28 protein-coding genes are annotated in these 26,816 nt (G+C 66.4%); 16 read left to right on the forward strand and 12 right to left on the reverse strand.

All coding sequences use genetic code 11. The features are described from left to right. The gene (gene dut, locus MP11Mi_RS17330) at window positions 1-495 is read right to left on the reverse strand and encodes a dUTP diphosphatase (protein ID WP_420042143.1); all 495 of its coding nucleotides are present in this window, start codon (window positions 493-495) and stop codon (window positions 1-3) included. Between the two features lie 48 nt (window positions 496-543). On the opposite strand from dut, the gene MP11Mi_RS17335 reads away from it, so the two are divergent. Beyond that, the gene (locus MP11Mi_RS17335; protein WP_420040112.1) at window positions 544-1,038 is read left to right on the forward strand and encodes a DUF3093 domain-containing protein; all 495 of its coding nucleotides are present in this window, start codon (window positions 544-546) and stop codon (window positions 1,036-1,038) included. A 200-nt stretch (window positions 1,039-1,238) separates the two neighbouring features. On the opposite strand, the gene MP11Mi_RS17340 is transcribed toward MP11Mi_RS17335, so the two are convergent. Further along, a complete protein-coding gene (locus MP11Mi_RS17340; protein ID WP_236997319.1) occupies window positions 1,239-1,538 on the reverse strand; it encodes a DUF4193 domain-containing protein in 300 nt (99 codons plus the stop codon). A 361-nt stretch (window positions 1,539-1,899) separates the two neighbouring features. On the opposite strand from MP11Mi_RS17340, the gene cei reads away from it, so the two are divergent. Further along, a complete protein-coding gene (gene cei / locus MP11Mi_RS17345) occupies window positions 1,900-2,547 on the forward strand; it encodes an envelope integrity protein Cei (protein ID WP_420040113.1) in 648 nt (215 codons plus the stop codon). Between the two features lie 6 nt (window positions 2,548-2,553). Here the strand turns inward: cei and MP11Mi_RS17350 are convergent, their stop codons facing one another. After that, window positions 2,554-3,435 carry an inositol monophosphatase family protein gene (locus MP11Mi_RS17350; protein WP_420040114.1) on the reverse strand — a complete coding sequence of 294 codons (882 nt, stop codon included), beginning with the start codon at window positions 3,433-3,435 and terminating at the stop codon, window positions 2,554-2,556. Between the two features lie 140 nt (window positions 3,436-3,575). Between MP11Mi_RS17350 and ppgK the strand changes: the two genes are divergently transcribed. The 3 genes from ppgK to MP11Mi_RS17365 all read left to right on the forward strand — a co-directional run bounded on the left by ppgK (window position 3,576) and on the right by MP11Mi_RS17365 (window position 6,256). Further along, on the forward strand, window positions 3,576-4,403 hold the full coding sequence (gene ppgK / locus MP11Mi_RS17355) for a polyphosphate--glucose phosphotransferase (protein WP_420040115.1): 828 nt from the start codon (window positions 3,576-3,578) through the stop codon (window positions 4,401-4,403). A gap of 136 nt (window positions 4,404-4,539) precedes the next feature. After that, complete coding sequence (locus MP11Mi_RS17360; protein ID WP_420040116.1) at window positions 4,540-5,907, forward strand: RNA polymerase sigma factor; 1,368 nt, start codon at window positions 4,540-4,542, stop codon at window positions 5,905-5,907. Between the two features lie 151 nt (window positions 5,908-6,058). Beyond that, window positions 6,059-6,256: a DUF7455 domain-containing protein gene (locus MP11Mi_RS17365; protein WP_236997324.1), complete on the forward strand. Its 198-nt coding sequence runs from the start codon at window positions 6,059-6,061 to the stop codon at window positions 6,254-6,256. A gap of 89 nt (window positions 6,257-6,345) precedes the next feature. Here the strand turns inward: MP11Mi_RS17365 and MP11Mi_RS17370 are convergent, their stop codons facing one another. Beyond that, window positions 6,346-8,088, reverse strand: coding sequence for a DEAD/DEAH box helicase (locus MP11Mi_RS17370; protein ID WP_420040117.1), 1,743 nt, complete (start codon window positions 8,086-8,088; stop codon window positions 6,346-6,348). A 142-nt stretch (window positions 8,089-8,230) separates the two neighbouring features. Here MP11Mi_RS17370 and MP11Mi_RS17375 point away from each other — a divergent pair, with 142 nt between their 5' ends. Further along, on the forward strand, window positions 8,231-9,340 hold the full coding sequence (locus MP11Mi_RS17375; RefSeq protein WP_420040118.1) for a YihY/virulence factor BrkB family protein: 1,110 nt from the start codon (window positions 8,231-8,233) through the stop codon (window positions 9,338-9,340). On the opposite strand, the gene MP11Mi_RS17380 is transcribed toward MP11Mi_RS17375, so the two are convergent. Continuing rightward, complete coding sequence (locus tag MP11Mi_RS17380; RefSeq protein WP_236997326.1) at window positions 9,341-9,574, reverse strand: DUF3039 domain-containing protein; 234 nt, start codon at window positions 9,572-9,574, stop codon at window positions 9,341-9,343. 35 nt (window positions 9,575-9,609) lie between these two features. Between MP11Mi_RS17380 and MP11Mi_RS17385 the strand changes: the two genes are divergently transcribed. Next, on the forward strand, window positions 9,610-10,047 hold the full coding sequence (locus MP11Mi_RS17385) for a DUF3099 domain-containing protein (RefSeq protein ID WP_420040119.1): 438 nt from the start codon (window positions 9,610-9,612) through the stop codon (window positions 10,045-10,047). Window positions 10,048-10,064: 17 nt separating this feature from the next. Here the strand turns inward: MP11Mi_RS17385 and MP11Mi_RS17390 are convergent, their stop codons facing one another. Then, entirely contained in the window at window positions 10,065-10,334 is a 270-nt protein-coding gene (locus tag MP11Mi_RS17390; RefSeq protein WP_420040120.1) for a helix-turn-helix domain-containing protein, read from the reverse strand. Between the two features lie 97 nt (window positions 10,335-10,431). Here MP11Mi_RS17390 and map point away from each other — a divergent pair, with 97 nt between their 5' ends. Then, a complete protein-coding gene (gene map, locus MP11Mi_RS17395; RefSeq protein WP_420040121.1) occupies window positions 10,432-11,208 on the forward strand; it encodes a type I methionyl aminopeptidase in 777 nt (258 codons plus the stop codon). Here the strand turns inward: map and zapE are convergent. Then, window positions 11,189-12,298, reverse strand: a complete 1,110-nt coding sequence (gene zapE, locus MP11Mi_RS17400) for a cell division protein ZapE (protein WP_420040122.1) — start codon at window positions 12,296-12,298, stop codon at window positions 11,189-11,191. The genes map and zapE overlap by 20 nt on opposite strands. Before the next feature lie 34 nt (window positions 12,299-12,332). On the opposite strand from zapE, the gene MP11Mi_RS17405 reads away from it, so the two are divergent. Further along, window positions 12,333-12,953 carry a TetR/AcrR family transcriptional regulator gene (locus MP11Mi_RS17405; protein ID WP_420040123.1) on the forward strand — a complete coding sequence of 207 codons (621 nt, stop codon included), beginning with the start codon at window positions 12,333-12,335 and terminating at the stop codon, window positions 12,951-12,953. Between the two features lie 85 nt (window positions 12,954-13,038). Next, on the forward strand, window positions 13,039-14,037 hold the full coding sequence (locus MP11Mi_RS17410) for a sigma-70 family RNA polymerase sigma factor (protein WP_420040124.1): 999 nt from the start codon (window positions 13,039-13,041) through the stop codon (window positions 14,035-14,037). Window positions 14,038-14,063: 26 nt separating this feature from the next. Here MP11Mi_RS17410 and MP11Mi_RS17415 read toward each other — a convergent pair whose 3' ends face one another. Next, the gene (locus tag MP11Mi_RS17415) at window positions 14,064-16,832 is read right to left on the reverse strand and encodes a bifunctional acetate--CoA ligase family protein/GNAT family N-acetyltransferase (protein WP_420040125.1); all 2,769 of its coding nucleotides are present in this window, start codon (window positions 16,830-16,832) and stop codon (window positions 14,064-14,066) included. After that, window positions 16,825-18,069: an acetoin utilization protein AcuC gene (locus tag MP11Mi_RS17420; RefSeq protein WP_420040126.1), complete on the reverse strand. Its 1,245-nt coding sequence runs from the start codon at window positions 18,067-18,069 to the stop codon at window positions 16,825-16,827. The genes MP11Mi_RS17415 and MP11Mi_RS17420 overlap by 8 nt, the downstream gene beginning before the upstream one ends. Before the next feature lie 140 nt (window positions 18,070-18,209). Between MP11Mi_RS17420 and MP11Mi_RS17425 the strand changes: the two genes are divergently transcribed. After that, window positions 18,210-18,893 (forward strand): metal-dependent transcriptional regulator, encoded by a 684-nt coding sequence (locus MP11Mi_RS17425; protein ID WP_420040127.1) that lies wholly within the window; start codon window positions 18,210-18,212, stop codon window positions 18,891-18,893. A 13-nt stretch (window positions 18,894-18,906) separates the two neighbouring features. Here the strand turns inward: MP11Mi_RS17425 and MP11Mi_RS17430 are convergent, their stop codons facing one another. Further along, window positions 18,907-20,007 (reverse strand): DUF4192 domain-containing protein, encoded by a 1,101-nt coding sequence (locus tag MP11Mi_RS17430; protein WP_420040128.1) that lies wholly within the window; start codon window positions 20,005-20,007, stop codon window positions 18,907-18,909. A gap of 112 nt (window positions 20,008-20,119) precedes the next feature. After that, on the reverse strand, window positions 20,120-20,743 hold the full coding sequence (locus MP11Mi_RS17435; RefSeq protein WP_420040129.1) for a hypothetical protein: 624 nt from the start codon (window positions 20,741-20,743) through the stop codon (window positions 20,120-20,122). 188 nt (window positions 20,744-20,931) lie between these two features. Between MP11Mi_RS17435 and MP11Mi_RS17440 the strand changes: the two genes are divergently transcribed. Together MP11Mi_RS17440 and MP11Mi_RS17445 are read left to right on the forward strand one after the other, a co-directional pair. Next, window positions 20,932-21,894 carry a proteasome assembly chaperone family protein gene (locus MP11Mi_RS17440; protein ID WP_420040130.1) on the forward strand — a complete coding sequence of 321 codons (963 nt, stop codon included), beginning with the start codon at window positions 20,932-20,934 and terminating at the stop codon, window positions 21,892-21,894. 98 nt (window positions 21,895-21,992) lie between these two features. Continuing rightward, window positions 21,993-24,020 (forward strand): DEAD/DEAH box helicase, encoded by a 2,028-nt coding sequence (locus MP11Mi_RS17445; RefSeq protein WP_420040131.1) that lies wholly within the window; start codon window positions 21,993-21,995, stop codon window positions 24,018-24,020. Here the strand turns inward: MP11Mi_RS17445 and MP11Mi_RS17450 are convergent. Beyond that, window positions 24,001-24,951, reverse strand: a complete 951-nt coding sequence (locus MP11Mi_RS17450) for a hydrogen peroxide-inducible genes activator (RefSeq protein WP_420040132.1) — start codon at window positions 24,949-24,951, stop codon at window positions 24,001-24,003. The two genes, MP11Mi_RS17445 and MP11Mi_RS17450, sit on opposite strands and share 20 nt — an antisense overlap. 142 nt (window positions 24,952-25,093) lie before the next feature. Between MP11Mi_RS17450 and MP11Mi_RS17455 the strand changes: the two genes are divergently transcribed. The 3 genes from MP11Mi_RS17455 (at window position 25,094) to MP11Mi_RS17465 (ending at window position 26,677) form a co-directional block, all read left to right on the forward strand. Then, complete coding sequence (locus MP11Mi_RS17455) at window positions 25,094-25,675, forward strand: peroxiredoxin (RefSeq protein ID WP_420040133.1); 582 nt, start codon at window positions 25,094-25,096, stop codon at window positions 25,673-25,675. Further along, entirely contained in the window at window positions 25,675-26,202 is a 528-nt protein-coding gene (locus tag MP11Mi_RS17460; protein WP_420040134.1) for an alkyl hydroperoxide reductase, read from the forward strand. Before MP11Mi_RS17455 ends, MP11Mi_RS17460 begins: the two co-directional genes overlap by 1 nt. A gap of 187 nt (window positions 26,203-26,389) precedes the next feature. Continuing rightward, window positions 26,390-26,677, forward strand: a complete 288-nt coding sequence (locus tag MP11Mi_RS17465; RefSeq protein WP_420040135.1) for a hypothetical protein — start codon at window positions 26,390-26,392, stop codon at window positions 26,675-26,677. The last annotated feature ends 139 nt before the right edge of the window (window positions 26,678-26,816 follow it).

The following is a 26,816-nucleotide window of genomic DNA, read 5'->3' on the forward strand; positions in this document are numbered from 1 at the left end:
TCACGCCTTCCCGTCCGAGAGGATCGCGTGGCCGCCACTGGATCCGTATCCGCCTGCGCCGCGCACCGTGTCATCGAGTTCATCGACTTCGAGGACCGCGGGCAACTCGACACGCTGGACGAGTAGCTGGGCGATCCGGTCGCCGCGCGCGATGGTGATCGGTGTGTCGAGATCGTGGTTGATCAGGCAGACTTTGATTTCTCCTCGGTACCCCGCATCGATGGTTCCGGGGGTGTTCACGATCGACAGCCCGGCGCGGGCGGCGAGACCCGAACGCGGATGGATCAGCCCTACGGTGCCGACCGGGAGCGCGATCGCGATGCCGGTGCCGACGAGTTGGCGGCGGCCGGGTGCCAATTCGAGGTCAGTCGCCGCGTACAGGTCGATGCCCGCGTCGTCCGCATGGGCCCGCGCAGGTAGCGGAAGACCCGAGTCGAGTCGTTTGAGGCGCAACGGCGGGTACGCGTCTGGCGGGTTCGTTCCTGGGGTCTGCATGGTCACCCCCGCACAGTACTAGCCGACTGCCCGACTAGCCTGGGCTGCGTGACCGAATCTGCCAAGACCGGCTCCGCACGCGGAAATCGATACACCGAACGACTCACTACCCCCTGGTGGTGGTGGATCGCCGGGGCCGTATTGGCGGCGCTAGTCGGCGTCGAAGTGCAGATGGCCGGCTACTACCAGGCATGGACGTGGGCCGCCTATCCAGTGCTCGGAGTGCTGTTCGCCTGGGGACTGTGGTCCATGGGCCGCACCCAGGTGATCGTCGACGCCGACGGTTCGGTGCACGCACACAAGGCGATACTTCCACGCGAGGTGATCGCCCGCGGCGCCGCCATCGCGCCGTCCGCCAAGAGCGCGGCGATGGGCCGCCAGCTCGACCCTGCGGCGTTCTTGATGCACCGATCCTGGATCAAGTCCATGGTGCTGCTGGTCCTTGAGGATCAAGATGACCCCACGCCCTACTGGCTCATCTCCACCCGGCACCCCGAACAGGTCCTCGAAGCACTCAAGATGACAGACGCCGCACAGGACTGAGTCCTGTACGGCGTTCATCACGGTAGGCACTGTGCGCGTTCGCCGTGCCTAGCACTATCTAATTCTCGTTCTCACGTCTACGTCCGGTCGACGGCTTGCCCAATCTACCTATGCCCAGTCGACCTATTCCCAGTCGACCTTAAGCCGAGTCGGTATATGCCCAGTCGGCTCGTGACCTGCCGACGATATTTACCGTTGCCCTATGCGCAGTCGACGCAGATCAACTCGTTGCCGTGTTGCTCGGCCAACCGGTTGCGGTGGTAGACGAGGAAGCAGCTGGTGCACGTGAACTCGTCGTCCTGTTTGGGGACGACGCGCACCGAAAGCTCTTCGCCCGAGAGGTCCGCGCCGGGCAGTTCGAACGACTCCGCGGTGTCGCCTTCGTCGACATCGACATCGCCCGACTGCGCCTCGTTCCGGCGCGCCTTCAATTCTTCGAGCGAATCCTCGGCGAGATCGTCGTCGTTGGTCCGTCGCGGCGCGTCGTAGTCAGTTGCCATTATCTGCCTGCCTGAGTCTTTGTCGTATTGCTGGTGTCCGGTCGTTCATCGCTGAACTAACCTGGTTTATTCCCGGTAGGCCAATCTCGCTGGGGCGACGCGCTTATGGCCCGCCACACCATCTCAAGTCCCATTTGTTATGACCTTGGGCGCCCGTACTCTAGGTGACTGGGCATGCGATGTCAACACCCGCGCCCCGTTAGTTTGAACGACCGACAGATCGCCTCGAAGATACACCCGTCGCTTCGCTTCGGCGCGCCACCGCTCTGGCACGCGTGTCGCACGATTAGAGTGGTGCCGACCCAGTGGTGCCGACGCAGTGGCGCCGACCCGCCCCTCACGGAAGAAGGTGCTCAGCGACGTGGTCTCGAGAATCGCCACCGGTTACACCACCGACGCAAAGGGGCAGCCGTTTCTCCGCCGCAACCTGCGGCCCGGATTGATCGTCGTCACAATCCTCGCGATCGTCGCCGTCGCGGGATGGGTGTTCGTCGCTTCAAGCGACAATGACGAGTCGTATCCGACCGACTGCAATATCGCCGACTCGGCAAAACTGACCCCGGTCAGCGGCTCTGACATGTTGAGCGTCGGCCCCGCTCCGCTGTCGACGTTCGGCGTTCGGGTTCTCAATGCTGCCGCCGACCGCGGTTCCGCGCAGTCGGTGAGCGATGACCTGACGTCGCTCGGCTACCGCGCCGCCGATCCCGCGTACGGCGACGACACCGTGTACACCGACCGCGATCTGCACTGCGTCGCACAAATCCGCTTCGGGCAGGACGGCCAGGCGGCTGCGGCCGCCGTGTGGCTGGCCGCGCCGTGCGCTCAACTCGTCAACGACGGACGCAAGGGCACCGACGTCGACGTCGCGCTCGGCGAGTACTACACGTCGACGCAGCCGACCCAGGACGCGCAAGCCGCGATCGAGGCGCTCAGGGTCGCCGCTCCGAACCTGAAACAGTCGCCGGTCGATTCGTCACTGCTCGACGCGGTCCACAGCCAGACCTGCTGACCGGCGCTAGTCAGGCAGCGGGGCCGTCGCGCCGATCTCGTCGAGGACCGCGAAGAAGTCGTCCGCGATCCCCGGGGCCGCCGCGATCGTGGCGTCGCCGTCGCTCGAACGTGAGTCTGCGGGCGGCAGCACGACGCGCGCCCCGGCCTCGGCGGCGACCAAGCCGCCCGCCGCCCAGTCCCAGGGGCTCAGCCCGTGCTCGATGTGGGCGTCGACCGCACCTGATGCCACCATGCAGAGGTCTAGGGCGCCCGCCCCGATACGACGAAGGTCGCGCACACGCGGCAACAGCTGCGCCATCAGCACGCCCTGCTGAGCACGCCGCTGCGAATTGTAGGCGAATCCGGTGGCGACCAAAGCGAATCCGACGTCGTCGATGGAGTTGGCTCGCAACCGGACCGGTTCGCCGACCGGCTCCTGAGCGGTACCGGCGCACGCGTACGCGCCGCCGTCGGTCCACGCCCAATACGTCACCCGCCGCGCGACGTCGACGACAGCGCCCGCCACCGAGCGTCCGTTGATCTGCGCGGCGACTGACACCGCGTACGCCGGTATGCCGTACATGAAGTTGACGGTGCCGTCGATCGGATCGACTACCCAGCGGACGCCGTTCGGGACGTCGACGCTCCCACCCTCTTCCTCGCCGAGGATCTTCTCTCCTGGCCGCTGAGTCCGCAGCAACTGGCGGATGAGCGTCTCGGTCTCGGTGTCCGCGAGGGTCACCGGGTCGGTCGGGGTCGACTTGGTACTCACCGCCATCTCCCCCGCACGTGTGCCGGTGGGAGCGAAAAGCTCCGCCCGCCGGGTACGGACGTGGTGCGCAGCCGTCTCGGCGACGGAGCGGGCGACGGCGGCGAGTTCTGCGGCACTGGCGGAGGAACTGGTCACACCGTGGAGTCTACGGCGGGCCGTCAGTGCCTTAGTCTGGGCGATCAGAAAGGCTGTGTCCGAACCGTCTGGTGTCGCCGGTGTCACGCCGGCGCATCGGTTCGCACCCAACTCCCGCTCACACGAAAGCGAGTCCACCGATGACCGACGCACCGGAAGGCGCAGCACTCGGGCGCGTAAGTTACCTCGGCGCCGACAGCACGCTCTCACCCGCACCTCATCTGGGCTTCGGCATCGACATCGGCGGTTCAGGCGTGAAGGGCGCGATCGTCGATCTGCGCACCGGCTCGTTCGTCGGCGACCGGCACCGGATCGACACGCCGCAGCCCGCGACCCCGGACGCCGTGGCACGGACGTGCCGGGACATCACCGACCACTTCGGCTGGACGGGCCCCGTGGGACTCACCGTGCCCGGCGTGGTGCGCGACGGCGTCGTCCGATCGGCGGCCAACATCGACGCGTCGTGGGACGGCGCCGACGTCCAAGAACTGTTCGGCAGGCATCTCGGCGGGCGTACCGTCGCAGCCCTCAACGACGCCGACGCCGCTGGACTGGCCGAAGTTCGGTTCGGCGGAGAACCCGGCCTGGACACCGGTACGGTGATCCTTCTGACATTTGGAACCGGCATCGGTTCCGCGCTCTTCCACGACGGCGACCTGGTCCCGAACACCGAGTTCGGGCACCTCGAAGTCGACGGGCAGATCGCCGAGGCGCGGGCATCGGCAAAGGTCCGCAAGGACCATGAGTGGTCGTATCGCAAATGGTCAGGAAAAGTGTCACGGGTCCTCGCCCATTACGAACGGATCTTCTCGCCGAACCTGTTCATCGTCGGCGGCGGGATCAGCCGAAAGGCCGACGTGTGGATCCCGATGTTGACCGTCGACACGCCCGTCATCGCCGCGAATTTACGCAACACCGCAGGCATAGTAGGCGCTGCGATGGCCGTTGACGAGGGTCTGCACATGTGAGCTTCGCGGCGACGAGAGTTACAATGGAACACATCGGTCCCGCACCGAAGCCTCTAACCCCTTCGCCCACGGCGTCACGTCCGTTTTCTGGACGCGAACAGCCGTGCCGCCCGTGAGAACAGTCGAAAGGTTGTACGTGGCAACCACACAGTCACCCGACGCGTCCGTCGAAGCCGTAGGCGAGTCCGCCCCAGCTACGAAGGCCCCCGCCAAAAAAGCTCCGGCCAAGAAGGCCCCCGCCAAGAAGGCCGCGGCAAAGAAAGCCCCCGCCAAGAAGGTGGCGACTAAGAAGGCTCCCGCGAAGAAGGCGGCAGCCAAGAAGACCGCAGGCAAGAAGGCAACGTCGGCTGCCGACGAGAACGCTGTCGTCGACAACGATCCCGCAGGTCTCGACGACGTCGACGACGCAGACATCGATCTGGCCGACGAAGAACTGGTGGTCGACGAGTCGAAGCCCACGAAGGGCAAAGCCAAGGCCAAAGGGAAGGCCAAGGCCGACGAGGAACCTAAGTCCGGCGACTTCGTCTGGGACGAAGAGGAGTCCGAAGCCCTCCGCCAGGCTCGCAAAGACGCCGAGCTCACCGCATCGGCCGACTCGGTCCGCGCCTATCTCAAGCAGATCGGCAAGGTCGCGCTCCTCAACGCCGAAGAGGAGGTCGAACTCGCCAAGCGCATCGAAGCTGGCCTGTTCTCCACCGAGCGCATGCGCCGCATCATGGAGTCGGGCGAGAAGCTGACCGTCGCCCAGCGTCGTGACCTCTCGTGGATCTCGCGCGACGGCAACCGCGCCAAAAACCACCTCCTCGAAGCGAACCTCCGTCTGGTGGTCTCGCTCGCCAAGCGCTACACCGGCCGCGGGATGGCGTTCCTGGACCTCATCCAGGAAGGCAACCTCGGTCTGATCCGCGCCGTCGAGAAGTTCGACTACACCAAGGGCTACAAGTTCTCCACGTACGCGACGTGGTGGATCCGTCAGGCCATCACCCGCGCAATGGCCGACCAGGCCCGCACCATCCGCATCCCGGTGCACATGGTGGAGGTCATCAACAAGCTCGGCCGCATCCAACGCGAACTCCTCCAGGATCTGGGCCGCGAGCCCACCCCGGAAGAGCTCGCCAAGGAGATGGACATCACGCCGGAGAAGGTGCTGGAGATCCAGCAGTACGCGCGCGAGCCGATCTCCCTCGATCAGACGATCGGTGACGAGGGCGACAGCCAGCTCGGTGACTTCATCGAAGACTCCGAGGCCGTGGTCGCGGTCGACGCGGTCAGCTTCACGCTGCTTCAGGATCAGTTGCAGGATGTGCTCGACACGTTGTCCGAGCGCGAGGCGGGCGTCGTCCGTCTCCGGTTCGGACTCACCGACGGACAGCCGCGCACGCTCGACGAGATCGGGCAGGTGTACGGGGTGACCCGCGAACGCATCCGCCAGATCGAATCGAAGACGATGAGTAAGCTGCGCCACCCGAGTCGTTCGCAGGTCTTGCGCGACTACCTGGATTAGCCCGCGAACGCTCGATATTCGACGCCCACGACAGACGTGCGGTACGACACACCCGGGTTTCTCGGGAACAAATGCTCTGCCTCATACGTCTGACAAGGTGTAGCCATGATGGATCGCCAAGGATCTGTCATCTGAAGGGACGGAGGAAGCCATGCCTGACATCGCAACGCCCGACACTGTCGTCTCCACCGGTCTGACTGCCGCCGATCGCTGTGATCGTTGCAGCGCCGCGGCCAAGGTGCGTGCCGAGCTCCCGACGGGCGGAGAGCTCCTCTTCTGCCGTCACCACTACAACGACCACGAGGCACGCCTCGTCGAGCTCGGTGCAGTGGTGTCGATCTCGGACTGACGTCACCAGAAGAGGGGAGGCGAGCCGACTATCGGCTCGCCTCCCTTTTTCTGCGCTCTGCTTGCGGGTTCTGCGGTTTCGCGCTCCCGTCATCTCCACGTTCTCAGGGCGGTGATCCGTTCCTTGAGCTGGTCGGCTGTCGCCATCGCGGTCGGCGGTCCCCCCAGTCGGCTGCGCAATTCGCTGTGGACGGCCGAATGGAGTTTGCCGGTGCGCTGATTGTGGAGGGCGACGAGGGTGTTCAGTTCTTTGCGCAGCGCCATCAGGTTCTCACCAGTTCCACGCTCGGTTGCGTTCGGTGCAGCACTGGCCTGCTCGCCGTCGCGGATGCGCGCGGTACTGCGGTTGGTGACCTGCTGCGCTTGACGCTGTTGAAGCAGCGTGCGCACTTGGTCGGCGTCGAGGAGCCCCGGCAAACCGAGGTAGTCCGACTCCTCGTCGGAACCGACGAGCGTCGTCGTACCGAACGACGAACCGTCGTAGATCACTTGGTCGAGTTCGGCGTCGGCGTGTAGCGATTGGAACGACTTCTCGTCTTCGCCCGGCTCGTCTTTGCGCTTGTTCGCGTCGGTTACCAGTGCGTCGTCGAGTCCGTCGGACTCGCGGTGCGGCTTGCCGAGCACATGGTCGCGTTGTGCTTCGAGTTCGCTCGCGAGTTGTAGGAGCACCGGGACGGACGGCAGGAAGACGCTCGCGGTCTCGCCGGGGCGACGCGACCGCACGAAGCGCCCGATCGCCTGCGCGAAGTACAGCGGGGTCGACGCGTTGGTCGCGTAGACGCCGACCGAGAGTCGAGGCACGTCGACGCCTTCGGACACCATGCGGACCGCGACCATCCACTCGTCGGTGGAGTTCGAGAACTCTTCGATCCGCGACGACGACTTCGGGTCGTCGGACAGCACGACGGTCGGCTTGGTTCCGGTGATCGAGTACAGCAGGTCCGCGTAGTCGCGGGCGTTCTGCTGATCGGTCGCGATCACGAGCCCGCCCGCATCGGGCACACCGGACTCGCGAAGCCGAATCAGGCGACGGTGCGCCGCGGTGAACACCGCGTAGATCCAGTCGCCGTGCGGGTCGAGCGCGGTGCGCCACGCTCGTGCCGTCTGTTCGGCCGACAGGGGCTCTCCCAGGCGTGCGGTGAACTCCTCACCGGCACTGGTGCGCCAACTCGCCTCACCGGAGTACGCCAGGAACACCACGGGCCGGACGACGCCGTCGCGCAGCGCCTCCGAATAGCCGTAGGAACTGTCGGCGCGCGATCGCTGCCCGCCGCCCGGCTCGGGTTCGTAGGTGACGAACGGTATCGGCGAGTCGTCCGACCGGAATGGGGTTCCGGTGAGCGCGAGACGGCGCGTGGCGTCACCGAAGGCCTCACGGATGCCGTCGCCCCACGACTTCGCGTCACCGCCGTGGTGGATCTCATCGAGGATCACCAGGGTCCGGTACTGCTCGGTGCGCACGCGATGCCGGAACGGGTGGGCGGCGACCTGCGCGTAGGTGAGGACGACGCCGTCGAAGTCCGAACTCGTCGAGCCGGTGGAGTTCGAGAAGTTCGGGTCGAGGGCGATGCCATTGCGTGCGGCCGATGCCGCCCACTGGTGTTTGAGGTGCTCGGTTGGCGCAACGACGGTGATGCGTTCGATGGAGCGGTCGGCGAGCAGTTCGGCCGCGACGCGAAGGCCGAACGTCGTCTTGCCTGCACCCGGCGTCGCGACGGCGAGATAGTCCGTCGGACGCGATGTCAGATACTTGGTGAGCGCCCGCCGCTGCCACGCGCGCAGCGGCGCCCCCGATGCGGTTCGGCGGTCGGTGTCGACATCGGTACTGGTCACCTTGCTCCTGACAGATTTCACTGGTGATTTCTCCCCCTGGCATGCGCAACTGAGAGCCGTATTTCAGGCTCGCGTCGGCCACGGATGCGGCTTTGATTCTAGCGCTTGGCACGGGTGTCTCCGCCACGCCATCGGCGGGGCGGTGATCGACCACGCCCCCGTCATCGGCCATGCTGGTCTCATCAGCACACACGGGACGCCCTACAACCACGACGCCGCCGAGCCGCCCGTCGAAGGCTCCGCCGCGTCGACGTCGCCGACGCCGGATTTCGAGCACGACGACCGCGAACCTCGGCGACCGATCCTGAAGAACCTGCCGCGACTGGCGTGGCGGACGACGGTGAAGTGCTACGAGGATTCGATCATCGGGTGGGCGGCGCAAGCCGCGTTCTGGCAGGCATTGTCGCTGCCCCCGCTGATCCTCGGTGTTCTCGGCAGTATCGGCTACATCGCGGGCTGGTTCGGCCCGGACACGATCGATGTCATCTCTCAACGCATCATGTCGTTCGCCGAGCGAACGTTCAGCGACCAGGTGGTGACCGATCTCATCGAGCCGACGGTCGACAACGTGCTCAGTCGCGGCCGCGTGACGGTGATGTCGGTGAGCTTCGTGTTGTCGTTGTGGGCAGGCTCGTCGGCGATGTCGTGCTTCGTCTCGTCGATCGTCCACGCGCACGACCAGCACCAGGTGCGCAATCCCGTGTGGCAACGCATCTTCGCCCTGATCATCTACTTGTTCTTCCTGGTCATGGCGATCCTCGTCCTACCCCTGGTCGCACTCGGTCCGACCTATTTGCAGAACGTGCTGCCCCAGTCTTGGGGGCCTGCGGTCAACGACCTCATCGACTGGGCGTACTTCCCGTTCGTCGGCGTGCTGTTGATCGGCGCGCTGTCGGCGCTCTACCGCTTCGCGCTCCCGCACCCCCCGCCGCGACTGCGGCTGGTCCCCGGAGCGGTGCTCGCGGGCGTCGGGTTCTGGTTGGCGAGCTACATCTTGCGCTGGTATCTGACGACTCTTGCCAGGACCGGGTACACGTACGGCGCGCTCGCGACGCCGATCGCGTTCCTGCTGTTCACGTACTTTCTCGGCTTCGCGATCGTCCTGGGCGCCGAGTTCAATGCGGCCTGTCAGGAGTTCTGGCCGAGCCGCCAGAATAGCCCGGTGATGCGGCACTGGGTGACGACACAGACCACTGAGTTGACGGACACTCTGCGGAACCGCGCCATCACCCGGCGCGGCCCGCACGAGTGACTACTTCTTCTTCATCTTCTCGTAGATCTTCTTGCACTTCTCGCACACCGGTGAGCCGGGCTTGGCCTGCTTGGTGACCGGGAACACTTCGCCGCAGAGGGCGACCACGTGGCTGCCCATCACGGCACTCTCGGCGATTTTGTCCTTCTTCACATAGTGAAAGACCTTGGGTGTGTCGTCGTCCTGTTCGGTCCGCTCGTCGATGTCCGGGCGTTCGATCGTCTGCGTTGCCATGAAGCCATTGTGACGCACTGTGGAACCATGTGGGTATGGCGCACGACGAATCCGACCCGAGCACATTTCTGATCACCGGCGCCGAGCAGGATCAGGACGAGGTCTTCCGCGCCCGTAAGCGCCGTTACCTGATCATGATGAGCGTTCGAGTGCCTGCACTGATCATCGCGTCCATCGTGTATGCGACGACGCAGAACGGGTGGATTGCGCTGGCGATCATCGTCGTGTCGATTCCCATCCCGTGGATCGCAGTGCTGCGCGCCAACGACACCGAGCCTCGTCGTCGCGGCGAAGTCCCCACCTATCACTACGGACCTCACCGCGCCATCGGTCCGCCGGAGCTGTCGGACCGTCCCGCGGCCCGTGACCGGTTCGACGACGGCGACCACCCGGTGATCGACGCCCAACCCGACGGTGAACCAGACCCTGAAGAGTCAGATACTGGCGAGTCAGATACCGGACGGCCGGGCTAGACGCGAACCTAGTGTCGTCAGCCCGCAGCGCGGGCGGCCGCCGATCTCCCTCGCCATGCGTCGACGGCTTCGTCGAGCGGCATGTCGAGAGCGTCACACAGGCACACCACAGTGCCGAATCCGGGGCTGGGGATGCGTCCGGCTTCGATCTTGCGCAGGGTCTCCGGCGAGATTCCCGCTCGCGCAGCGATTTCCGCGGGGTCGGTGTCTCCACGTGCTTCTCGCACGAGCGTCCCGAGGCGACGGCCGGCTTCGATCTGTGCAGGACTCAGCGGTATGCGGACCATGCGTCGAGCTTATACGAACCCTGGTATTCTAATACCTGGTATTGAAATACCAGGTATTTCGGTAGCGCACAACCGGTAACTCATGAATGGAGATCTCATGATGGAGTTGAAGACACCGGCGGAGATCGATGCGATGGCGGTCACCGGCCGTTTCGTCGCCGATGTCCTGACCGATCTGTCGGGCCGCGCCGCCCCCGGAGTCAATCTCCTCGACCTGGAGCAGCGTGCCCGCACGATGGTCGCCGAGCGCGGGGCCGTCAGCTGTTACTGGGACTACGCACCGTCGTTCGGCGACGGCCCGTTCCGCAACGTGATCTGTTTGTCGGTCAACGACGGTGTGCTGCACGGACTCCCCCACGACCACACGCTGGCCGACGGCGACGTTCTGACGCTTGATTTCGCGGTGACGATCGACGGCTGGGCGGCCGATTCGGCGCTCACCGTCCGCATCGGGGAGGACGATCCCGCGCACCCCGATGCACGACTGATCGCCTCGACCGAGCGCGCACTCGACGCGGCGATCGCTGCGATGACTCCCGGTGGCAGGCTCGGTGACGTCTCGGCAGCGATCTTCGACGTCGCCCGCGCCGACGGCTACCGGGTCAACACCGAGTACGGCGGCCACGGCATCGGCCGGACGATGCACGAAGATCCGCATGTGCCGAATCTCGGTCGTGCGGGCCGGGGACCGGTGTTGCGTCCCGGAATGACGTTGGCGTTGGAACCGTGGTGGTCCGCGGGCACCGAACGGCTGGCCCGCGATCCCGACGGGTGGACTCTCCGCTCGGCGGACGGATCGATGACCGCGCACTCCGAGCACACGGTCGCCGTCACCGACGACGGTCCACGCGTCCTTACCGCACGGGAGGGGTGAGGGCACAGTCGGCGTCCCACCACGCCCCCATCCGGCTGACAGTCCGGGCGGCGTCGGGCAGGGTTGCCACGAGTGCGGCCGTCACCTCCGATCGGCGGCACGTCGCCCACACATCGACGCGGACGTCGGCGTCGTGCATCACGTCAAGCAGTATCGCCCAGCGGGCCAGTGCCGCCTCGGCAACGTCCGAGCCCATCTCATTCCCCGCCAGATCAGCCCCCGCGAAACCAGGGACCGCCAGCCCGGTCACCGTGACGGCCGTGTAGGCCCGAGCCAGCCATAGGTAATCGGCCGCATTTGTCGGTCGTCCGCACAGATCGGCGAAGCCGATCCGCACCGAGCCGTCGGCGTACTCGTGGACGGGAAGTTCCTGAGACCCCGGTCGAATCGCTCGCGGACGGCCACCGTCGACGTCCGCGCCAGACGCTCCGGCCCCCGATTTTCCTTTGACTGCAGTCCAACTCCCGGTGGTCCATGTGCCCGATGCGAATCCGACGGCGCTTCCGACTGTGGCGCGAAGGTCTGCACCGTCGAGCACGGCCACCGCGAATATCGAGTCGATGAATTCGATCGTCGGCTCGAACCCGGCATGGAACAACGGGCTCGGCATCAGCTCGTCGGGTCGCCGGTTGGAGGTCACCACGATCGAGGTCCCGCGTGCGGACAGCGTGCGCAGCACCCGGTCCAGAAAGACGCCGTCGGCCGGGTCGTGCACGGTGAATTCGTCGAGGCACACCGTGTCGTATCGCCGTCTGGATCGACTGGTCGCCGCGTCGAGGCCCGCTTCCCAGCCGCTGCACCGGTCGATCTGTCGATGCAGGTCGGCGAGGAAGTCGTGCAGATGCCTACGCAGCACTCGCGGGCGACCGGCCGCCGCGCACGCGCGAACCCACCAGTCCACGACGGCGGTCTTTCCGGTGCCGGGCGGGCCGACGATGTACAGATTCGCCGTACCGCACAGCAGTTCCGCTGTTCTCTCCTGATCGGGTGTCAGGGTCATGCCGTCGGCGAGGGCTAGGGCCACGACGTCGCCGTCGCGCACTCCTGTGACCCTCTCGCGCCTGATCACTCGTCTCAGCTTCAACCCCATACATCGCACTCTATGTTTATAGAGTCGTGATTGGATGGAAGGCGTGGCCGACCTCACCGAACAATCCGCTCCCCGCAATCCCCCACATGCCCCAGATCGCCGTACCCAGATCGCCGACGCCGCACTCGACCTCGCCGCGCGGGGCGGCAACCGCGCGGTGACGCACAGCGGCGTCGATGGTCTCCTCGACCTCCCCAAGGGGTCCACCTCGTATTACTTCCGCACTCGCCGCGCTCTGCTCGATGCCGCACTGGCACATCTCACGGCGACGTCCAGCGCGTCGTTCGAGGCGTCTACCGGGCCGGATCGGGCAGCGACAGATCCGGCAGTAGCAGATCCGGCGGGGGCCATCGGCCGCTACCTACACACCCTGATCACGACTCGCACGCGTGATGTCCGCGCCCGGTTCGCGCTCGCACCCGACGCAACCCACGACGACGATCTCGTCCGCTCCCTGCACAACTGCCTCTTCTCCCGGCCGGCGGCGGTAGCGCTGTTCACCGCATTGGACGCGGACGACCCCGAGTCGGACGCGGACGACCTCCTCGTGTTCTGCGAAGGCGTAGCGGCGTCCCACCTGTTCGGTGGAGCGCCGCGCAGCGCGGCATCGTTGGCGGCCGCAGTCCACCGACGCTTCGTTCACACATCTCAGTAACTTCTCAGCGGCCCCGGGAACCTTTTCTGAACTGACGGCGTTAGACCAGATGAACGCACTCGAACAGCGCACTCCAGGAGGTCGTATGTCTCACACGACGATTGCACGCCCGTCCGAAGCACCTGCCGCCCGCACTCGCCCGGCCCTCACCGAACAGGATCTCGACGCGCAGTCTCCGTCTGCCGACCTGGTCCGCGTCTATCTGAATGGCATCGGCCGTACCGCACTCCTGAATGCCGAGCAGGAAGTGGAGATCGCCAAGGCAATCGAGGCCGGCCTCTACGCCAAGCATCTGCTGGCCACCAAGAAGCGCCTCACCGCGGCCAAGAAGCGCGATCTGAAGATCATCGCCCGCGAAGGCGAAGCGGCCCGCTCGCACCTCCTCGAAGCGAACCTGCGCCTGGTGGTGTCGCTGGCGAAACGCTATACCGGCCGCGGCATGCCCCTTCTCGACCTCATCCAGGAAGGCAACCTGGGTCTGATCCGCGCCGCCGAAAAGTTCGACTACGCGAAGGGCTTCAAATTCTCGACCTATGCGACCTGGTGGATCCGGCAGGCGATCAGCCGCGGCATGGCCGATCAGAGCCGCACCATCCGCCTCCCTGTGCACCTCGTCGAACAGGTCAACAAGCTCGCCCGCATCCGTCGTGAACTGCACCAGCAGCTCGGCCGGGAGGCGACCGACGACGAACTGGCCGCCGAATCTGGTATCCCGGCCGCCAAGATCGCCGATCTGATGGACCACAGCCGCGACCCGGTGAGCCTGGACATGCCGGTCGGCAATGACGAAGAGGCACCGCTCGGCGACTTCATCGAAGACTCCGAGGCGACCTCCGCCGAGACCACGGTCATCGCCAACCTCCTGCACTCGGACATCCGCTCGGTGCTCGGCACGCTCGACGAGCGTGAGCAGGCCGTGATCACGATGCGGTTCGGGCTCGACGACGGCCAGCCGCGCACCCTCGACCAGATCGGGCGCGCGTTCGGACTCTCCCGCGAACGTGTCCGCCAGATCGAGCGCGACGTGATGGGCAAGCTTCGCCAAGGCGACCGCGCCGAGAAGCTGCGCTCCTACGCCAGCTGACCGCGCCCGTCACCTGACCGGTCCCGTCATCCCAAACGTCTAGGCCCGGTGTCCGCAAGAGTGGGCACCGGGCCGACATGTATCCGGGCGCCGAGAAGGGCGACGCCGTCGGCCGATGCGAGCACCGGATCGCACCGGACCTCCCGAACCTCAGGCACCTCGTCGACGAGCGCAGAGATCCGCAGAATCAGATCGACGAGATGGTCGGTGTCGACCGGATCGTCGACCGGGCCACCCGATAGCAACATCGCCGCCTGTGGTTCACCGAGCAGTTCGCGGGCATCGACCTCGGTGAGCGGAATCGCTCGGTAACCACGATCGCCGAGCGCATCGAACAGCCGACCGGAGAGGCCGAAGCTGAGCAGCGACCCGAACGACTCGTTGTCGCTCACCGCAATTGACGTGCCCAGCCCCTTCGGCGCCATCTTCTGTACGTGCAGTACCTCGTCGCCGGTCAACGACTGCAACTCAGTGAACGCCGACAGCACCGCCGTCACATCCGGCAGATCCAGCCGCGCACCCTCCCGATCCAATCGGCCGATCCAGCTCGCCGACGTCGCCTTGACAGCGACAGGGAACCCGAGTTCGCGGGCAGCAGCAGATGCCTCCTGCATGGTCCGCACCTCACGGAACGCGACCACGTCGATTCCGTAGTGGCGGAGCAGGTGCGCCGACTCGACCGCAGTCAGATCCCGGGGGCCGTCGGCCATCGCCTCGCGGACGAACGATCTGGCGTCCTCGGCGACGGTGCCTTCAATCGTCGGGATCTCGGCTACCGGACGGGACCGCCACGCCGCGTACTTCCAGGCGTGGGCGAGTGCCTTCGCCGCCCGCTCCGGCGTCGAATAGGACGGGATGGAGCCGCGTACCGGCATCCCGTCCGGGCCTGGTCGCGACAGCCCATCGGGCACGCCCTCGACAGCGAGGAACGTCGTCACAACCGGCTTGTCCGGTACGGATCCACCGTCCGCGGGCCGGACCGCGCTCATCAGTCCGTGCGCGTAGTCGTCGGCGTCGACCGCCACCGGTGGCACAAAGACGACGATGACAGCGTCGACGTCGTCATCGGCCATCGCCACGGCGACCGCGTCCGACAAGTCCGGACGGGACACCGCCGGACCGAGGTCGACGGTCGCGACGACGTCGAGACCCGACGACCGAGCGGTGGCCGCGGCGAGCGCTGCGATGACCGACGAGTTCCCGATGATCGCGGTACGCGGCCCCGCAGGCAACGGCTGATACGCCAGAATCGTTCCGCAGTCGAACAACTCGGTGATCGTCTCGACCTGGATGACGCCAGCCTGACCGAGAATCATCTGGGCGATCGCGTCGTCGCCGCCCGCCTTGCGAGTGCGTGAGGCCCGGGCCTGGGTCATCGCGCCCTGACCCGATTTGATGGCGACGATCGGCTTGGACGATGCGACCCGGCGAGCGATACGCCCGAACTTACGGGGGTTGCCGAAACTCTCCAGATAGAGCAGGACGACGTCGGTGCTCTCGTCGGTGTCCCAATACTGGAGGACGTCGTTGCCGGACACGTCGGCGCGGTTACCCGCCGACACAAACGTCGACAGACCGAGCTGCCGGTGCGCCGCGGTGTCGAGGATCGCGATACCCAGCGCACCCGACTGGCAGAAGAAGCCGACTCGCCCAGCACCCGGCACGCGGGGCGCGAGCGTCGCGTTCAAGGCGATGTCCGCACTATTGTTCGCCACACCCAGTGCGTTCGGTCCGACCAGGCGCATACCGTGAGCCCGGACCCGCTCCGTGAGCCGCCGCTCGCTCTCCAGGCCCGCCTCGCCGCTCTCACCAAACCCGGACGACACCACGACGAGGGTCCGGACGCCTTTGGCGAGACAGTCGCTGAGAACGGCGTCCATCCCCGCAGCCGGGACAGCGACGACAGCGAGGTCGACCGGGTCCGGGATGTCCCGGACCGTCGGATAGGCGCGGATGCCGCGCACCGACGGAGGGGCGGGCCGAGGTTCACGGGCCGGGCGGCGGACCGGCGCACCGAAGTGCGACGACGTCGGCGACACGACCGGCGCCGGCTCGTTCTCGTCGACGGGCGTCGGTGTGTTCACCGGGAACACCGGCCCGGTGAATCCGGCCGCGATGATGTTGGCGAGGAGCACGTTGCCGACCTTCTTCGCGTCGGTCGACGCACCGATCACCGCGATCGACTGCGGGCGCAGCAGGTTGGCGATGCTCCGGGCCTCCGACGCGCGCTCGCGCGCATTGCGAACCGACGTCAACGCCTCGCTCGGATCGATGAGGAACTCGACGTGCACGGTGCTGCCGTCGAACGCGCGGCTCACCTGATACCCGGCGTCGCGGAACACCGCGACCATGTTCGGGTTCTCGGAGAGGACTTCGGCCTCGAAACGCGTGAATCCGCTCTCCGCCGCGGCGCCGGCCAGATGTTCGAGGAGGATCGGGCCGAGCCCTCGCCCCTGATGGTCGTCGGCGACGACGAACGCGACCTCCGCCGACTCGGGTTTTCCGTCGGCGGCGAGGCCCTCGTACACACCCATCGCGATGATCTCGTCGCCGAGCATCGCCAAGAAGGCGACGCGGTCGTGATAGTCGATAGTCGTCATCCGGACCACCTCGCGCGGCGGCAGCGTCGGCGTCGGCCCGAAGTAGCGCAGGTATCGGGTGCGCTCGCTGAGCCCGTTGTGGAATGCGACGAGAGCGTCGGCGTCGGCCGGCACGATCGGCCGCAGGTGCACGACGCCGCCGTCGGAGGCAAGAACGTCGGCGACCCAGTCGCGCGGATAGTCGGTCTCAGTCACGGGGGTCCTCCGGGTCGAGGCCGTGCAGGGGGAACACGGCACGGCGGGTGGCGAGGATCGCCTTGTCTGTCTGACGTTGCGCCGCTTCGCTGACGCCTTCCGGCGGAGGGGATCCGGTGTCGCCGTCCCACGGGACGAAGTCGGTGTCGCCGGCGTCGCTCATCGTCGCTTCCGGCGGCCGGGCGTAGTCGGGGTGCAGATCGGCCCGGGCGGCGTTCGCCGCGTCGATCCATTCCTCGCCGATCGTCGTAGCCGGATCGACGTCGCGGTCGAGCGCCGCACCGATCAGATGCGTCCACGCCCGCGGAACGACGTTGACGATGCCGTAGCCGCCTCCGCCGACCGCGAGCCACCTGCCCTCGCAGTAGGTGTCCGCCAACCCCCGCAGCGCGCGGACGGCGGCAGCCTGGCCGTCGACCGTCAACGCGAGGTCGGTGAGCGGGTCCGCGGCGTGCGAGTCGACACCGATCTGCGTGACGAGAATCTGCGGTTTGAACGCTGCGATCACCGAGGGCACCACAGCGTGGAAGGCGCGCAGCCACATCCGGTCGGTGATCCCCGGCAACAGTCCGAGATTGACCGACGACCCCTCGGCCCCCGACTCGCCGACCTCCGTAGACCACCCGGTCCCCGGCCACAGCGTCGCCGGATGCTGATGGACCGATACCGTCATCACCCGCGGATCGCCGTAGAACTGCTTTTGGACACCGTCGCCGTGGTGAGCGTCGATGTCGACATACGCGATCCGGTCGTATCCCTGCTCCAGCAGCCATTCGATGGCGATGGAGCAGTCGTTGTAGATGCAGAATCCGGCGGCGTGCCCGGCCATCGCGTGATGCATGCCGCCACCGATGTTGACCGCCCGGCGCACCGCTCCCGAACTGATCGCCTGCGCAGCGGCAAGGGTGCCGCCGACCAGCATCGACCCGGCTTCGTGCATCGACGCGAAGATCGGATTGTCGTCGCTGCCAAGTCCGAACACCCTCTGGAACAGGGTGCTGTTGGACGCGGCCGCGCCCGAGCCGACGGCGCGGACCGCGTCGATGTATGCCTGCGTGTGCACAGTGGTCAGGACCGCGTCGTCGACCGGCAGCGGTTCGGCGGTCTCGACCTCGTCCAAGACGCCGAGACTCCGGGACAGCGACATGGTCAGCGCCAGCCTGATCGGGCTCATCGGGTGGGTGTACGCCCACTTGTAGTCGAGGAAATGGTCACTCCAGATGATCGCGGCGCTCACCCCAGCAACGCTAGCCGGTGGCGACCGTTGGCGGTGACGCAACGCGCGGCGAGAGGATGCGCAACACGCAATGAGGCAGGAGTCGGCACCGGGCAAGGACTTTGGGTAGCCTGTGAAGCAGCGAAAGGACGATGGCTGCCGTGAATGATCTGGTCGACACCACCGAGATGTATCTCCGTACGATCTACGATCTCGAAGAAGAGGGGATTGTGCCGCTCCGCGCGCGTATCGCCGAGCGGTTGGAGCAGAGCGGCCCGACCGTCTCGCAGACCGTTGCCCGCATGGAACGCGACGGGCTCGTCCGCGTCGCGGGCGACCGTCATCTCGAATTGACTCAAACTGGCCGCGCTCTGGCGATCTCGGTGATGCGTAAACACCGTCTGGCTGAGCGACTCCTGGTCGACGTCATCGGCATGCCGTGGGATGAAGTCCACGACGAAGCCTGCCGGTGGGAGCACGTGATGAGCGAGAACGTCGAACGACGTCTCCTCTCCATCCTCGACAATCCGACGACGTCGCCGTATGGGAATCCGATCCCCGGCCTCGCCGAGCTCGGTGTCAGCACGACCTCGGACGACGAGGCCGCGCTTGTCCGTCTGGTCGACCTACCCGAAGGCGAGTCGGCAGTGATCGTCCGCCGCATGTCTGAGCATGCGCAGGCCGACTCCGAACTGATCGCCGACCTGCGCGAGGCGGGCGTGGTGCCGAATGCGCGCATCACTGCGACGGTCGGGCCACGAGCGGTCATCATCAGCACGCCAGGCCACCAAGGGCTGACCCTGTCGTCGGAGATGGCGCACGCGATCTTCGTCGTCCCAGCCTGACGGGTCGGGCGACTCAGCCGGCAGAGCGGTGGGTTGCGGGCGGAAACGGGACGCCCAGCGCTCGGGCTAGATCGAACGCCAGATCCGCGATGCCGGCGAGTTCCTGCGGTCGCATACCGTGCATCAGCGCGGTGTCGAGCAGGTTGGCGAGGCCGTACGACGGGTCGGCTGCGTGGGCGACGTCGAATGCCGCTGACGCGAACGCGCCCGAGCCCTCCATGTAGTGGAGGTGACCGAGCAGTGTTGCGGCCGCGGCCCGGGGCGTCCCCGACAGTCGTCGTGTCAGGTCCATCCACAATTCCTCCGCTGCGTCCCGGTGGACGGTCATGGACAGCCCGATCGCCGCGTCGCGAACGTGCACCGAGACGAGCGACTCGGCCAACTCGTTGAGCTGCTCGCACGTGACCGACGGGTCGCCGCAGGCCCGTTCGAGGACTGCGTCGTACACCCGTGCCAGTCGCGGCCCGTCGTCGGCGCTCATCGGTCCGGTCAGCGCCGCCGGTGACACCGCCGCGCACCGCGGACTCTCACAGTGGTCGATGGGCGCGAGCAGCGCAGCGATCTCTGACCTGGACCGCATCACGATTCGGCCAGTCTCGAACGCGCGATGCAAGGCGATCGGTGACGCCTGAGGGTCCGATAGCACTCCGTCCGGAGCGAAGTCGTGCCCGAACACGTCGGCCGAGTGCGACGACTGCCATGCGGTCCGCCAGTACGCGCCGGCTTGTACCGCGCCGATCGAGAAGGCCGCGGTCAGCCCGCCCGCGCACGCGAACGCGCGCCGCACATCGCGCGCCGCCCGGGTGAAGCGCTCATCGGACGGCTCATACCGGTCGTCCACCAGTACCGCGACGACGCCGTGCGACCCATACGAGGCCGCAAGATCGCCGAGTCGGGCGAAGAGTGCTCGCATAGCTGCGGGGGTGCGGCCGCCGCGCGTGAATTCCAGGTCGTGCCGCATGGTCGCGGTGACTTGTATGCGGTCGTCGAAGCACATGAACACGATCGACCGTTCCGGAACGAACCCGAGCAGCGCTGGCACCGCGGCGATCAACGGGTCGGGGTCGGCTACAGCGTGCGATCCCTCGATGCGGGTTGTGATGGTGATCTTCATGGGCCGAGCGTGCTCGCCGCGATGCGAGCACGACACCCCTACTCGCCAGTTGTGCACGACGCGGACCGTTGTCCACAGTTTCACCAGGCGATTGGCACCCGGCGTCGCACGCTCAGCTCGCGAATGCCGTCTCGTACGCCGAGTCGAACAGGGTCCGCGTCGCCGACCGTTCGGCGGCGGAGAGGTCGTGGCCGCCGAACCGGTTCTGGACGTACAGCCGGACGTCTCCGCGCTGCGCGACCAGCTCGTACACCCTCGCGTACGGCACACCGTCGTTGCTGAGGGTGCGGCCGCTCGCCACTGTGTCGTCGGCGACCGAGCCGACGTTCGTCGTCACCCGCGTACCGACGGTGCCGCCGAGGACGAATGCCGAACAGTCACGCAGGCCGGTCACGTAATCGTCGAATGTGTCTGACACCCGTGTGAGCATCACCGTGATAGTGCCGCCCGCCGCACCGCCCGGTCCCACCCGCACCTGCGCACCCGACGCCTCAACGTGCGGCGGCGTGCAGTCGGCCGGCTGGTTCTGCGCCCGCATTGGCGTGAACGTGATGTCGGCGACGGCGTTGGGGACCTGCGCCGCGGGTACGGCGCTGGCCTGTCCGAAGGGGAACACGTCGGACGCCACGGTGCGGGGAGCGAGATCGGGGACGCGAACCGCGTCGCCGTCGACCGAGCACGCGACCACCGACAGGCCGATTGCCGCTACCACGATCACAGCTTTCACTGCTGCCACACCGACCAGTCCTGTCCCACGCTGCACATGTCCACTCTGCCACGTCGCGGTTCGCGCCTTCGGGAATGCCCGATGCGGGTGTCGTGTTGTAGCCGGTGACACCGGTGCGGGACAATGGGGTTCCTGCACCGCTCGCCTACCGCCGTATCGACAAGCCAGCAGCCGTACCGACAAGAAGGGGGCCACCGATGGACGAATCCTCGATGGAGCCGAGTTCCCTGTACGACCTCGAATTCCCGGCGCCCGCCGTGGCCGGTGCCGAAGGCGACGGGCCGGTGTTGATCCACGCGCTCGAAGGATATGCAGACGCCGGACATGCCGTGACGCTCGCGGCAGCGCACCTGCGGGATGCGCTCGACACCGAACTGGTCGCCACATTCAACACCGACGAGCTGATCGACTACCGCTCGCGCCGACCGATGATGTCGTTCACCGGCACCGAGTTCGACGGCATCGACATGCCCAAGTTGACGATGCACGCCGTGCGCGACAACGCGGGCGCGCCGTTCCTGCTTCTTGAGGGACTCGAACCCGACATGCGGTGGGAGCAGTTCGTCACCGCGATGACCGCCCTCGCGCAACGCTTTGGCGTCTCGCAGGTCGTCGGCCTCAACTCGATACCGATGGCGGTCCCGCACACGCGCCCCGCGTCGGTCACCGCACACGGCAACGACGAAGACGCCATCGCAGGCATGCACACGTGGGGCAACGAATTGAAGCTGCCCGCGAGTGCATCGATGCTATTGGAGCTGCGCCTGGGGCAGGCCGGATACCGCACCGCTGGCCTGTCCGCGCACGTGCCGCACTACCTGTCGCAGACCAACTACCCGGCGGCAGCAGCCGCTCTCGTCGAGGGTGTCGTCGGGGTGACCGGCCTGGAGCTGCCGGTCGCCGCACTGGAGAACGCTGCCTCCGACGTCCGCAAGCAGATCGACGGCGAAGTCGAGTCCAACGCGGAGGTCTCCGCAGTGGTGACCGCGTTGGAGAACCAGTACGACGCGTACATGCGGTCCAAGGACGAGCAGAAGTCGCTGCTGGCGCCCGATGAGTCCATGCCGACCGGCGACGAGATCGGTGCCGAATTCGAGAAGTTCCTCGCCGAGCACGCTGGCGAGTTCGGCGACACCGACGAAGGACGTGATCAGGCCTGAGCGACACGGCCGCACCGCCCGCGCCCATCGCGCCCACCGACGACGAGGACCTCGCGTTCGAACGATTCGTCGACTGGTGGGCTGGACGCGGTATCGACATGTATCCGCACCAGGAGGAGTCGCTCCTGGAACTCGCGTCCGGCAGCAACGTCATCCTCGCCACGCCGACCGGGTCGGGCAAGTCGCTCGTCGCCTCCGGAGCGATCTACTTCGCGTGGTGCCGTGGCAGGCGGTCGTATTACACGGCCCCGATCAAGGCACTCGTCAGCGAGAAGTTCTTCGACCTGTGCAATCAGTTCGGTGCGGAGAACGTCGGGCTGCTGACCGGCGACGCGTCGGTCAACGCCGGCGCCCCGATCGTCTGCGCGACCGCGGAAATCGTCGCGAACATCGCACTGCGCGAAGGCCCAAACAACGACGTCGGCGTGCTCGTCTCCGACGAGTTTCACTATTACGGCGAATCCGATCGGGGTTGGGCCTGGCAGGTCCCATTGATCGAGTTGCCGCCGACCGACGCGTCCGGCGACGGCACCCAGTTCCTGTTGATGTCGGCGACTCTGGGCGACACCTCATTCTTCGTCGACGACCTCACGAAGCGGACCGGTCGGCATACGGTCCCGATCACCGGGGTGCAGCGCCCCGTGCCACTCGAGCACCGCTACGCGATGACGCCGATCCACGAGACCATCGAAGAGCTCGTCTCCGGCGGCAAGTCGCCGGTGTACGTCGTGCACTTCACCCAGCAACAGGCGGTCGAACGAGGCCAGGCGCTCCTCTCGTCGAAACTGTGCACCAAGGAGGAGAAGGCCGTGATCGCCGATGCGATCGGCGACTTCTCGTTCAGCACCGGTTTCGGCGGCACACTGAGCAAGCTGCTCCGATCGGGGATCGGCGTCCACCACGCCGGAATGCTCCCCCGCTACCGTCGGCTCGTGGAACGGCTCGCGCAGGCGGGGCTACTCAAGGTGGTGGCCGGAACCGACACGCTCGGCGTCGGCATCAACGTGCCGATTCGCACCGTGTTGTTCGCCGGTCTCACCAAGTACGACGGCAGGCGCACGCGCAGGCTCCGCGCCCGAGAGTTCCATCAGATCGCAGGTCGCGCCGGTCGCGCCGGGTTCGACACCGTCGGATACGTCGTCGCGCAGGCGCCCGACCACGACATCGAGAACGCCCGACAGCTCACGAAGGCCGGCGACGACCCCAAGAAGCTGAAAAAGCTGGTGCGGCGCAAAGCGCCTGAAGGCTTCGTCAGTTGGGGCGAGCCGACGTTCACGGCGCTGATCGACGCGCCAGACGAAGAGATGCGGTCGCACTTCGCAATGACGACCGCGATGCTCATGGAGGTGTTGGAGCGTCCAGGCGACTGCTTCGCCGCGCTCCGCCATCTCCTCGAAGAGAACCACGAGCCGCGTTCACGTCAGCTCCGGCATATCAAGCACACGATTGCGTTGTATCGCGACTTGTGTGAGACGGGGATAGTCACCAGACTCGACTCCCCCGCCGCCGACGGCAAGCACGTCGAACTGTCGGTCGACCTGCCGGAGAATTTCGCGTTGACCAATCCGCTGTCGGCGTTCGCGGTGGCCGCGTTCGAGCTTCTCGACCGGGAATCAGACACGTACGTGCTCGACGTCGTGTCGATCGTCGAGTCGATCCTGGAGGATCCGCGGCCGGTACTGTTCGCGCAGCGCAAGGCGGCACGCGACGAGGCGATCGCCGAGATGAAGGCCGACGGGATCGAGTACGACGAGCGAATGGAGCGCCTTGAGGAGATCTCCTGGCCGCAGCCGCTCGCCGAAGAGATCGGATTCGCATATGACACGTACCGTCGAGGTCATCCGTGGTTGGCCGGCGCCACGCCGTCGCCCAAGTCGGTCCTGCGCCTGATGCGCGAACGGTCGATGACCTTCGCCGAACTGGTCTCGCAATTCGGTCTCGCCCGCAGCGAGGGCGTGGTGCTGCGATATCTCACCGACTGCTATCGGGCGTTGTCGAACGGTCTGCCGATGACCGCCGTCACCGATGAGATCGAGGACCTCACCGACGAGCTCGCCGATCTCATCCGCGGCGTCGACTCGAGCCTGCTCGACGAATGGGCCGAACTCACCGGTTCGCGGGTGTGATCGGAACGCTCACGTCGCCGCTCTGCGCGACGACGGCGGTGATGTCCGCCGCCAGTGTGCGGTACGAGTCGGCGCGCCCGGAGGATTCACGATAGACCAGGCCGATCCGCCGTCCGGGGCGCGGCTTGGCGAACTCAGCGACGGCGAGTGAACCGGCGGCGGTCTCCACGCCGACCGCCGTCGCCGGAATCAGCGTCACGCCGAGACCGCCCTCAACACATTGGACGGCTGTCGTCAACGACGCCGCGCGCGTCTGTTGCAGATCCGGATCGACGCCTGCCCGCTGGCACACCTCGAGCGCCTGGTCGCGCATGCAGTGCCCCTCGTCGAGCAGGAGCAACGGTAGGTCGGCCAAGAGTGCAGGGGAAAGTCGCCGTCGACCGGCGAGCGGGTGACCGGACGGCAACGCCAGAACGAAGTCCTCGTGGTACATCGTGATCTCGCCGATGCCCGCGATGCCCGCGGGCAGCGCGAGCACGGCGGCGTCGAGGGAGCCGTCCCGCAACTGGCCGAGCAGCCGATCGGTCTGGTCCTCGATCACCAGCAGGTCGAGCTCCGGACGACGCAACGCGAGCCCTCTCAGGACGCGCGGCAGGATGTACGGCGCGATCGTCGGGATGATGCCCAGCCGGAGGCGACCCGACAGCGGGTCCAGATCACCCGCCGCGTCGAGCAGGAAGTCGTCGACGGCGTCGCACGCGGCGATGGCTGCGGGCAAGAGTCGGGCGCCCTCCGGAGTCAACATGACACGCCGAGTTGTGCGCTCGACGAGCTGTAACCCGAGGCCCGTCTCCAGGCCCGCGAGCGCCTGGGACAGCGAGGGCTGGCTGACTCCGAGTTCTGTTGCCGCCGACCCGAAGTGGAGCTTTTTGGCGACGGCAACGAAGGCCCTTAGTCCACCGATCGACGGTTGATAGCTTTGATCACTCATACCTATCAATATAGTGCCTGTAATCACGTTTACTTTTTAAGGGGTTTTGGGCAGACTGGACACCAGACGGAGAAGGGCCACCGCCCGCTCCGGAGAGAACGCGTTTCTCGCAGACCTTCCGACGAACTTAGGAGTATGTGTCATGGCACTGTTGACCATCGGCGACCAGTTCCCCGCTTACAACCTGACCGCTGTCATCGGCGGCGACCTCTCGAAGGTCGATGCGCAGCAGCCCGAGGACTACTTCACCACCGTCACCTCCGACGACTACGCGGGCAAGTGGCGTGTCGTGTTCTTCTGGCCGAAGGACTTCACCTTCGTGTGCCCGACCGAGATCGCTGCTTTCGGCAAGCTGAACGACGAGTTCGCCGACCGCGACGCGCAGGTGCTCGGCGCATCGGTCGACAACGAGTTCGTGCACTTCCAGTGGCGCGCACAGCACGAGGAGCTGAAGACCCTCCCCTTCCCGATGCTCTCGGATCTCAAGCGTGAACTCGTCGAGGCCGCAGGCGTCCTGAACGCCGATGGTGTCGCGGACCGCGCGACCTTCATCGTCGATCCGAACAACGAAGTCCAGTTCGTCTCGGTGACCGCCGGTTCCGTCGGCCGCAACGTCGACGAGGTCCTTCGCGTCCTCGACGCTCTCCAGTCGGACGAGCTGTGCGCTTGCAACTGGCGCAAGGGTGATCCGACCATCAACGCAGCCGAGCTGATGACTGCCTGATGAGCATCGAGAACCTGAAGAGCGCACTCCCCGAGTACGCCAAAGACCTGAAGCTGAACCTCGGCTCGATCAGCCGCACCACGGTGCTGAACGAGCAGCAGTTGTGGGGCTCACTGCTGGCCACCGCCGCGGCGACCCGCAATGCGACGGTTCTCAAGGAAATCTCCGACGAGGCTGCCGACAATCTGTCTGCGGAGGCGTACAACGCCGCCCTCGGCGCCGCGTCGATCATGGGCATGAACAACGTGTTCTACCGTGGCCGTGGCTTCCTCGACGGCAAGTACGACGACCTGCGCCCCGGTCTGCGCATGAACATTATCGGCAACCCCGGTGTCGAGAAGGCCGACTTCGAGTTGTGGTCGCTCGCCGTCTCGGCGATCAACGGCTGCCACCACTGCGTTGGCGCGCACGAGAACGTGGTGCGCGAGGCGGGTCTCGACCGCGAGGCCGTCTTCGAGGCACTCAAGGTCGCCTCGATCGTCGCCGGTGTCGGTCAGGCGATCGCCACCGCCGAGGCCCTCGCCTGACCATCGCCAACTGATCTCTCTGCAGCCCGCAGAAGACACCGAAGTACTGTGCCCCGCCGGAACCCGGCGGGGCACAGTACTTTGCCGCCGCGTGTGGTCCAGCGGATTCGACGGCTTGTTCCGCCGATCTGTGCCGAATACTGGTATAGATCGGCGGAAGAATCCTGTTCTCCGAGACGAGGAACGCATGCTCACGTGGAATCACATCAAGGCGACGTTGATGGAACCCCCGTCTGTTCCGATACGCGGGACGATCGTGTCGAGAGAGCCTGACACGAAAGTGTTCGCGGGCGGCACGGTCGACCACAGGGTGCGCGAGTCCGCCGCCGACACGCCGGAATGCACAGTCCGAGTGTGGCGGGACGGAGCCAAGACGCGTGTCGAATCGGAAGTCGGCGACCCGCTCTACTTCTGCGACGGTGTACACAGTTGGACGCCGAAAATCGACGGAGGTTGGCTGGTGTCCCCTGCTTGACCGAATGCCTACCCCGGGCCTGGAAGCCAACTTCTGACGGTCCGCGGCCCCGAGACGTGGCGCGGCGACGACTTCACCGCGCCGACCGAAACCCCGATCACGGTCGGCGATTATCTCGGCAGGGAATGCTGGAACGTCG

This window comes from Gordonia abscondita, from assembly GCF_032711245.1.
GTDB lineage: Bacteria > Actinomycetota > Actinomycetes > Mycobacteriales > Mycobacteriaceae > Gordonia.

Excerpts from the sequence above, each read along its gene's own strand:
- dut (WP_420042143.1), bottom strand. The coding sequence starts at position 495 with ATGCAGACCCCAGGAACGAACCCGCCAGACGCGTACCCGCCGTTGCGC.
- MP11Mi_RS17340 (WP_236997319.1), bottom strand. The coding sequence starts at position 1,538 with ATGGCAACTGACTACGACGCGCCGCGACGGACCAACGACGACGATCTC.
- ppgK (WP_420040115.1), top strand. The coding sequence starts at position 3,576 with ATGACCGACGCACCGGAAGGCGCAGCACTCGGGCGCGTAAGTTACCTC.
- MP11Mi_RS17365 (WP_236997324.1), top strand. The coding sequence starts at position 6,059 with ATGCCTGACATCGCAACGCCCGACACTGTCGTCTCCACCGGTCTGACT.
- MP11Mi_RS17380 (WP_236997326.1), bottom strand. The coding sequence starts at position 9,574 with ATGGCAACGCAGACGATCGAACGCCCGGACATCGACGAGCGGACCGAA.
- MP11Mi_RS17385 (WP_420040119.1), top strand. The coding sequence starts at position 9,610 with ATGGCGCACGACGAATCCGACCCGAGCACATTTCTGATCACCGGCGCC.
- MP11Mi_RS17390 (WP_420040120.1), bottom strand. The coding sequence starts at position 10,334 with ATGGTCCGCATACCGCTGAGTCCTGCACAGATCGAAGCCGGCCGTCGC.
- map (WP_420040121.1), top strand. The coding sequence starts at position 10,432 with ATGATGGAGTTGAAGACACCGGCGGAGATCGATGCGATGGCGGTCACC.
- zapE (WP_420040122.1), bottom strand. The coding sequence starts at position 12,298 with ATGGGGTTGAAGCTGAGACGAGTGATCAGGCGCGAGAGGGTCACAGGA.
- MP11Mi_RS17405 (WP_420040123.1), top strand. The coding sequence starts at position 12,333 with ATGGAAGGCGTGGCCGACCTCACCGAACAATCCGCTCCCCGCAATCCC.
- MP11Mi_RS17410 (WP_420040124.1), top strand. The coding sequence starts at position 13,039 with ATGTCTCACACGACGATTGCACGCCCGTCCGAAGCACCTGCCGCCCGC.
- MP11Mi_RS17430 (WP_420040128.1), bottom strand. The coding sequence starts at position 20,007 with ATGAAGATCACCATCACAACCCGCATCGAGGGATCGCACGCTGTAGCC.
- MP11Mi_RS17440 (WP_420040130.1), top strand. The coding sequence starts at position 20,932 with ATGGACGAATCCTCGATGGAGCCGAGTTCCCTGTACGACCTCGAATTC.
- MP11Mi_RS17445 (WP_420040131.1), top strand. The coding sequence starts at position 21,993 with ATGTATCCGCACCAGGAGGAGTCGCTCCTGGAACTCGCGTCCGGCAGC.
- MP11Mi_RS17450 (WP_420040132.1), bottom strand. The coding sequence starts at position 24,951 with ATGAGTGATCAAAGCTATCAACCGTCGATCGGTGGACTAAGGGCCTTC.
- MP11Mi_RS17455 (WP_420040133.1), top strand. The coding sequence starts at position 25,094 with ATGGCACTGTTGACCATCGGCGACCAGTTCCCCGCTTACAACCTGACC.
- MP11Mi_RS17460 (WP_420040134.1), top strand. The coding sequence starts at position 25,675 with ATGAGCATCGAGAACCTGAAGAGCGCACTCCCCGAGTACGCCAAAGAC.
- MP11Mi_RS17465 (WP_420040135.1), top strand. The coding sequence starts at position 26,390 with ATGCTCACGTGGAATCACATCAAGGCGACGTTGATGGAACCCCCGTCT.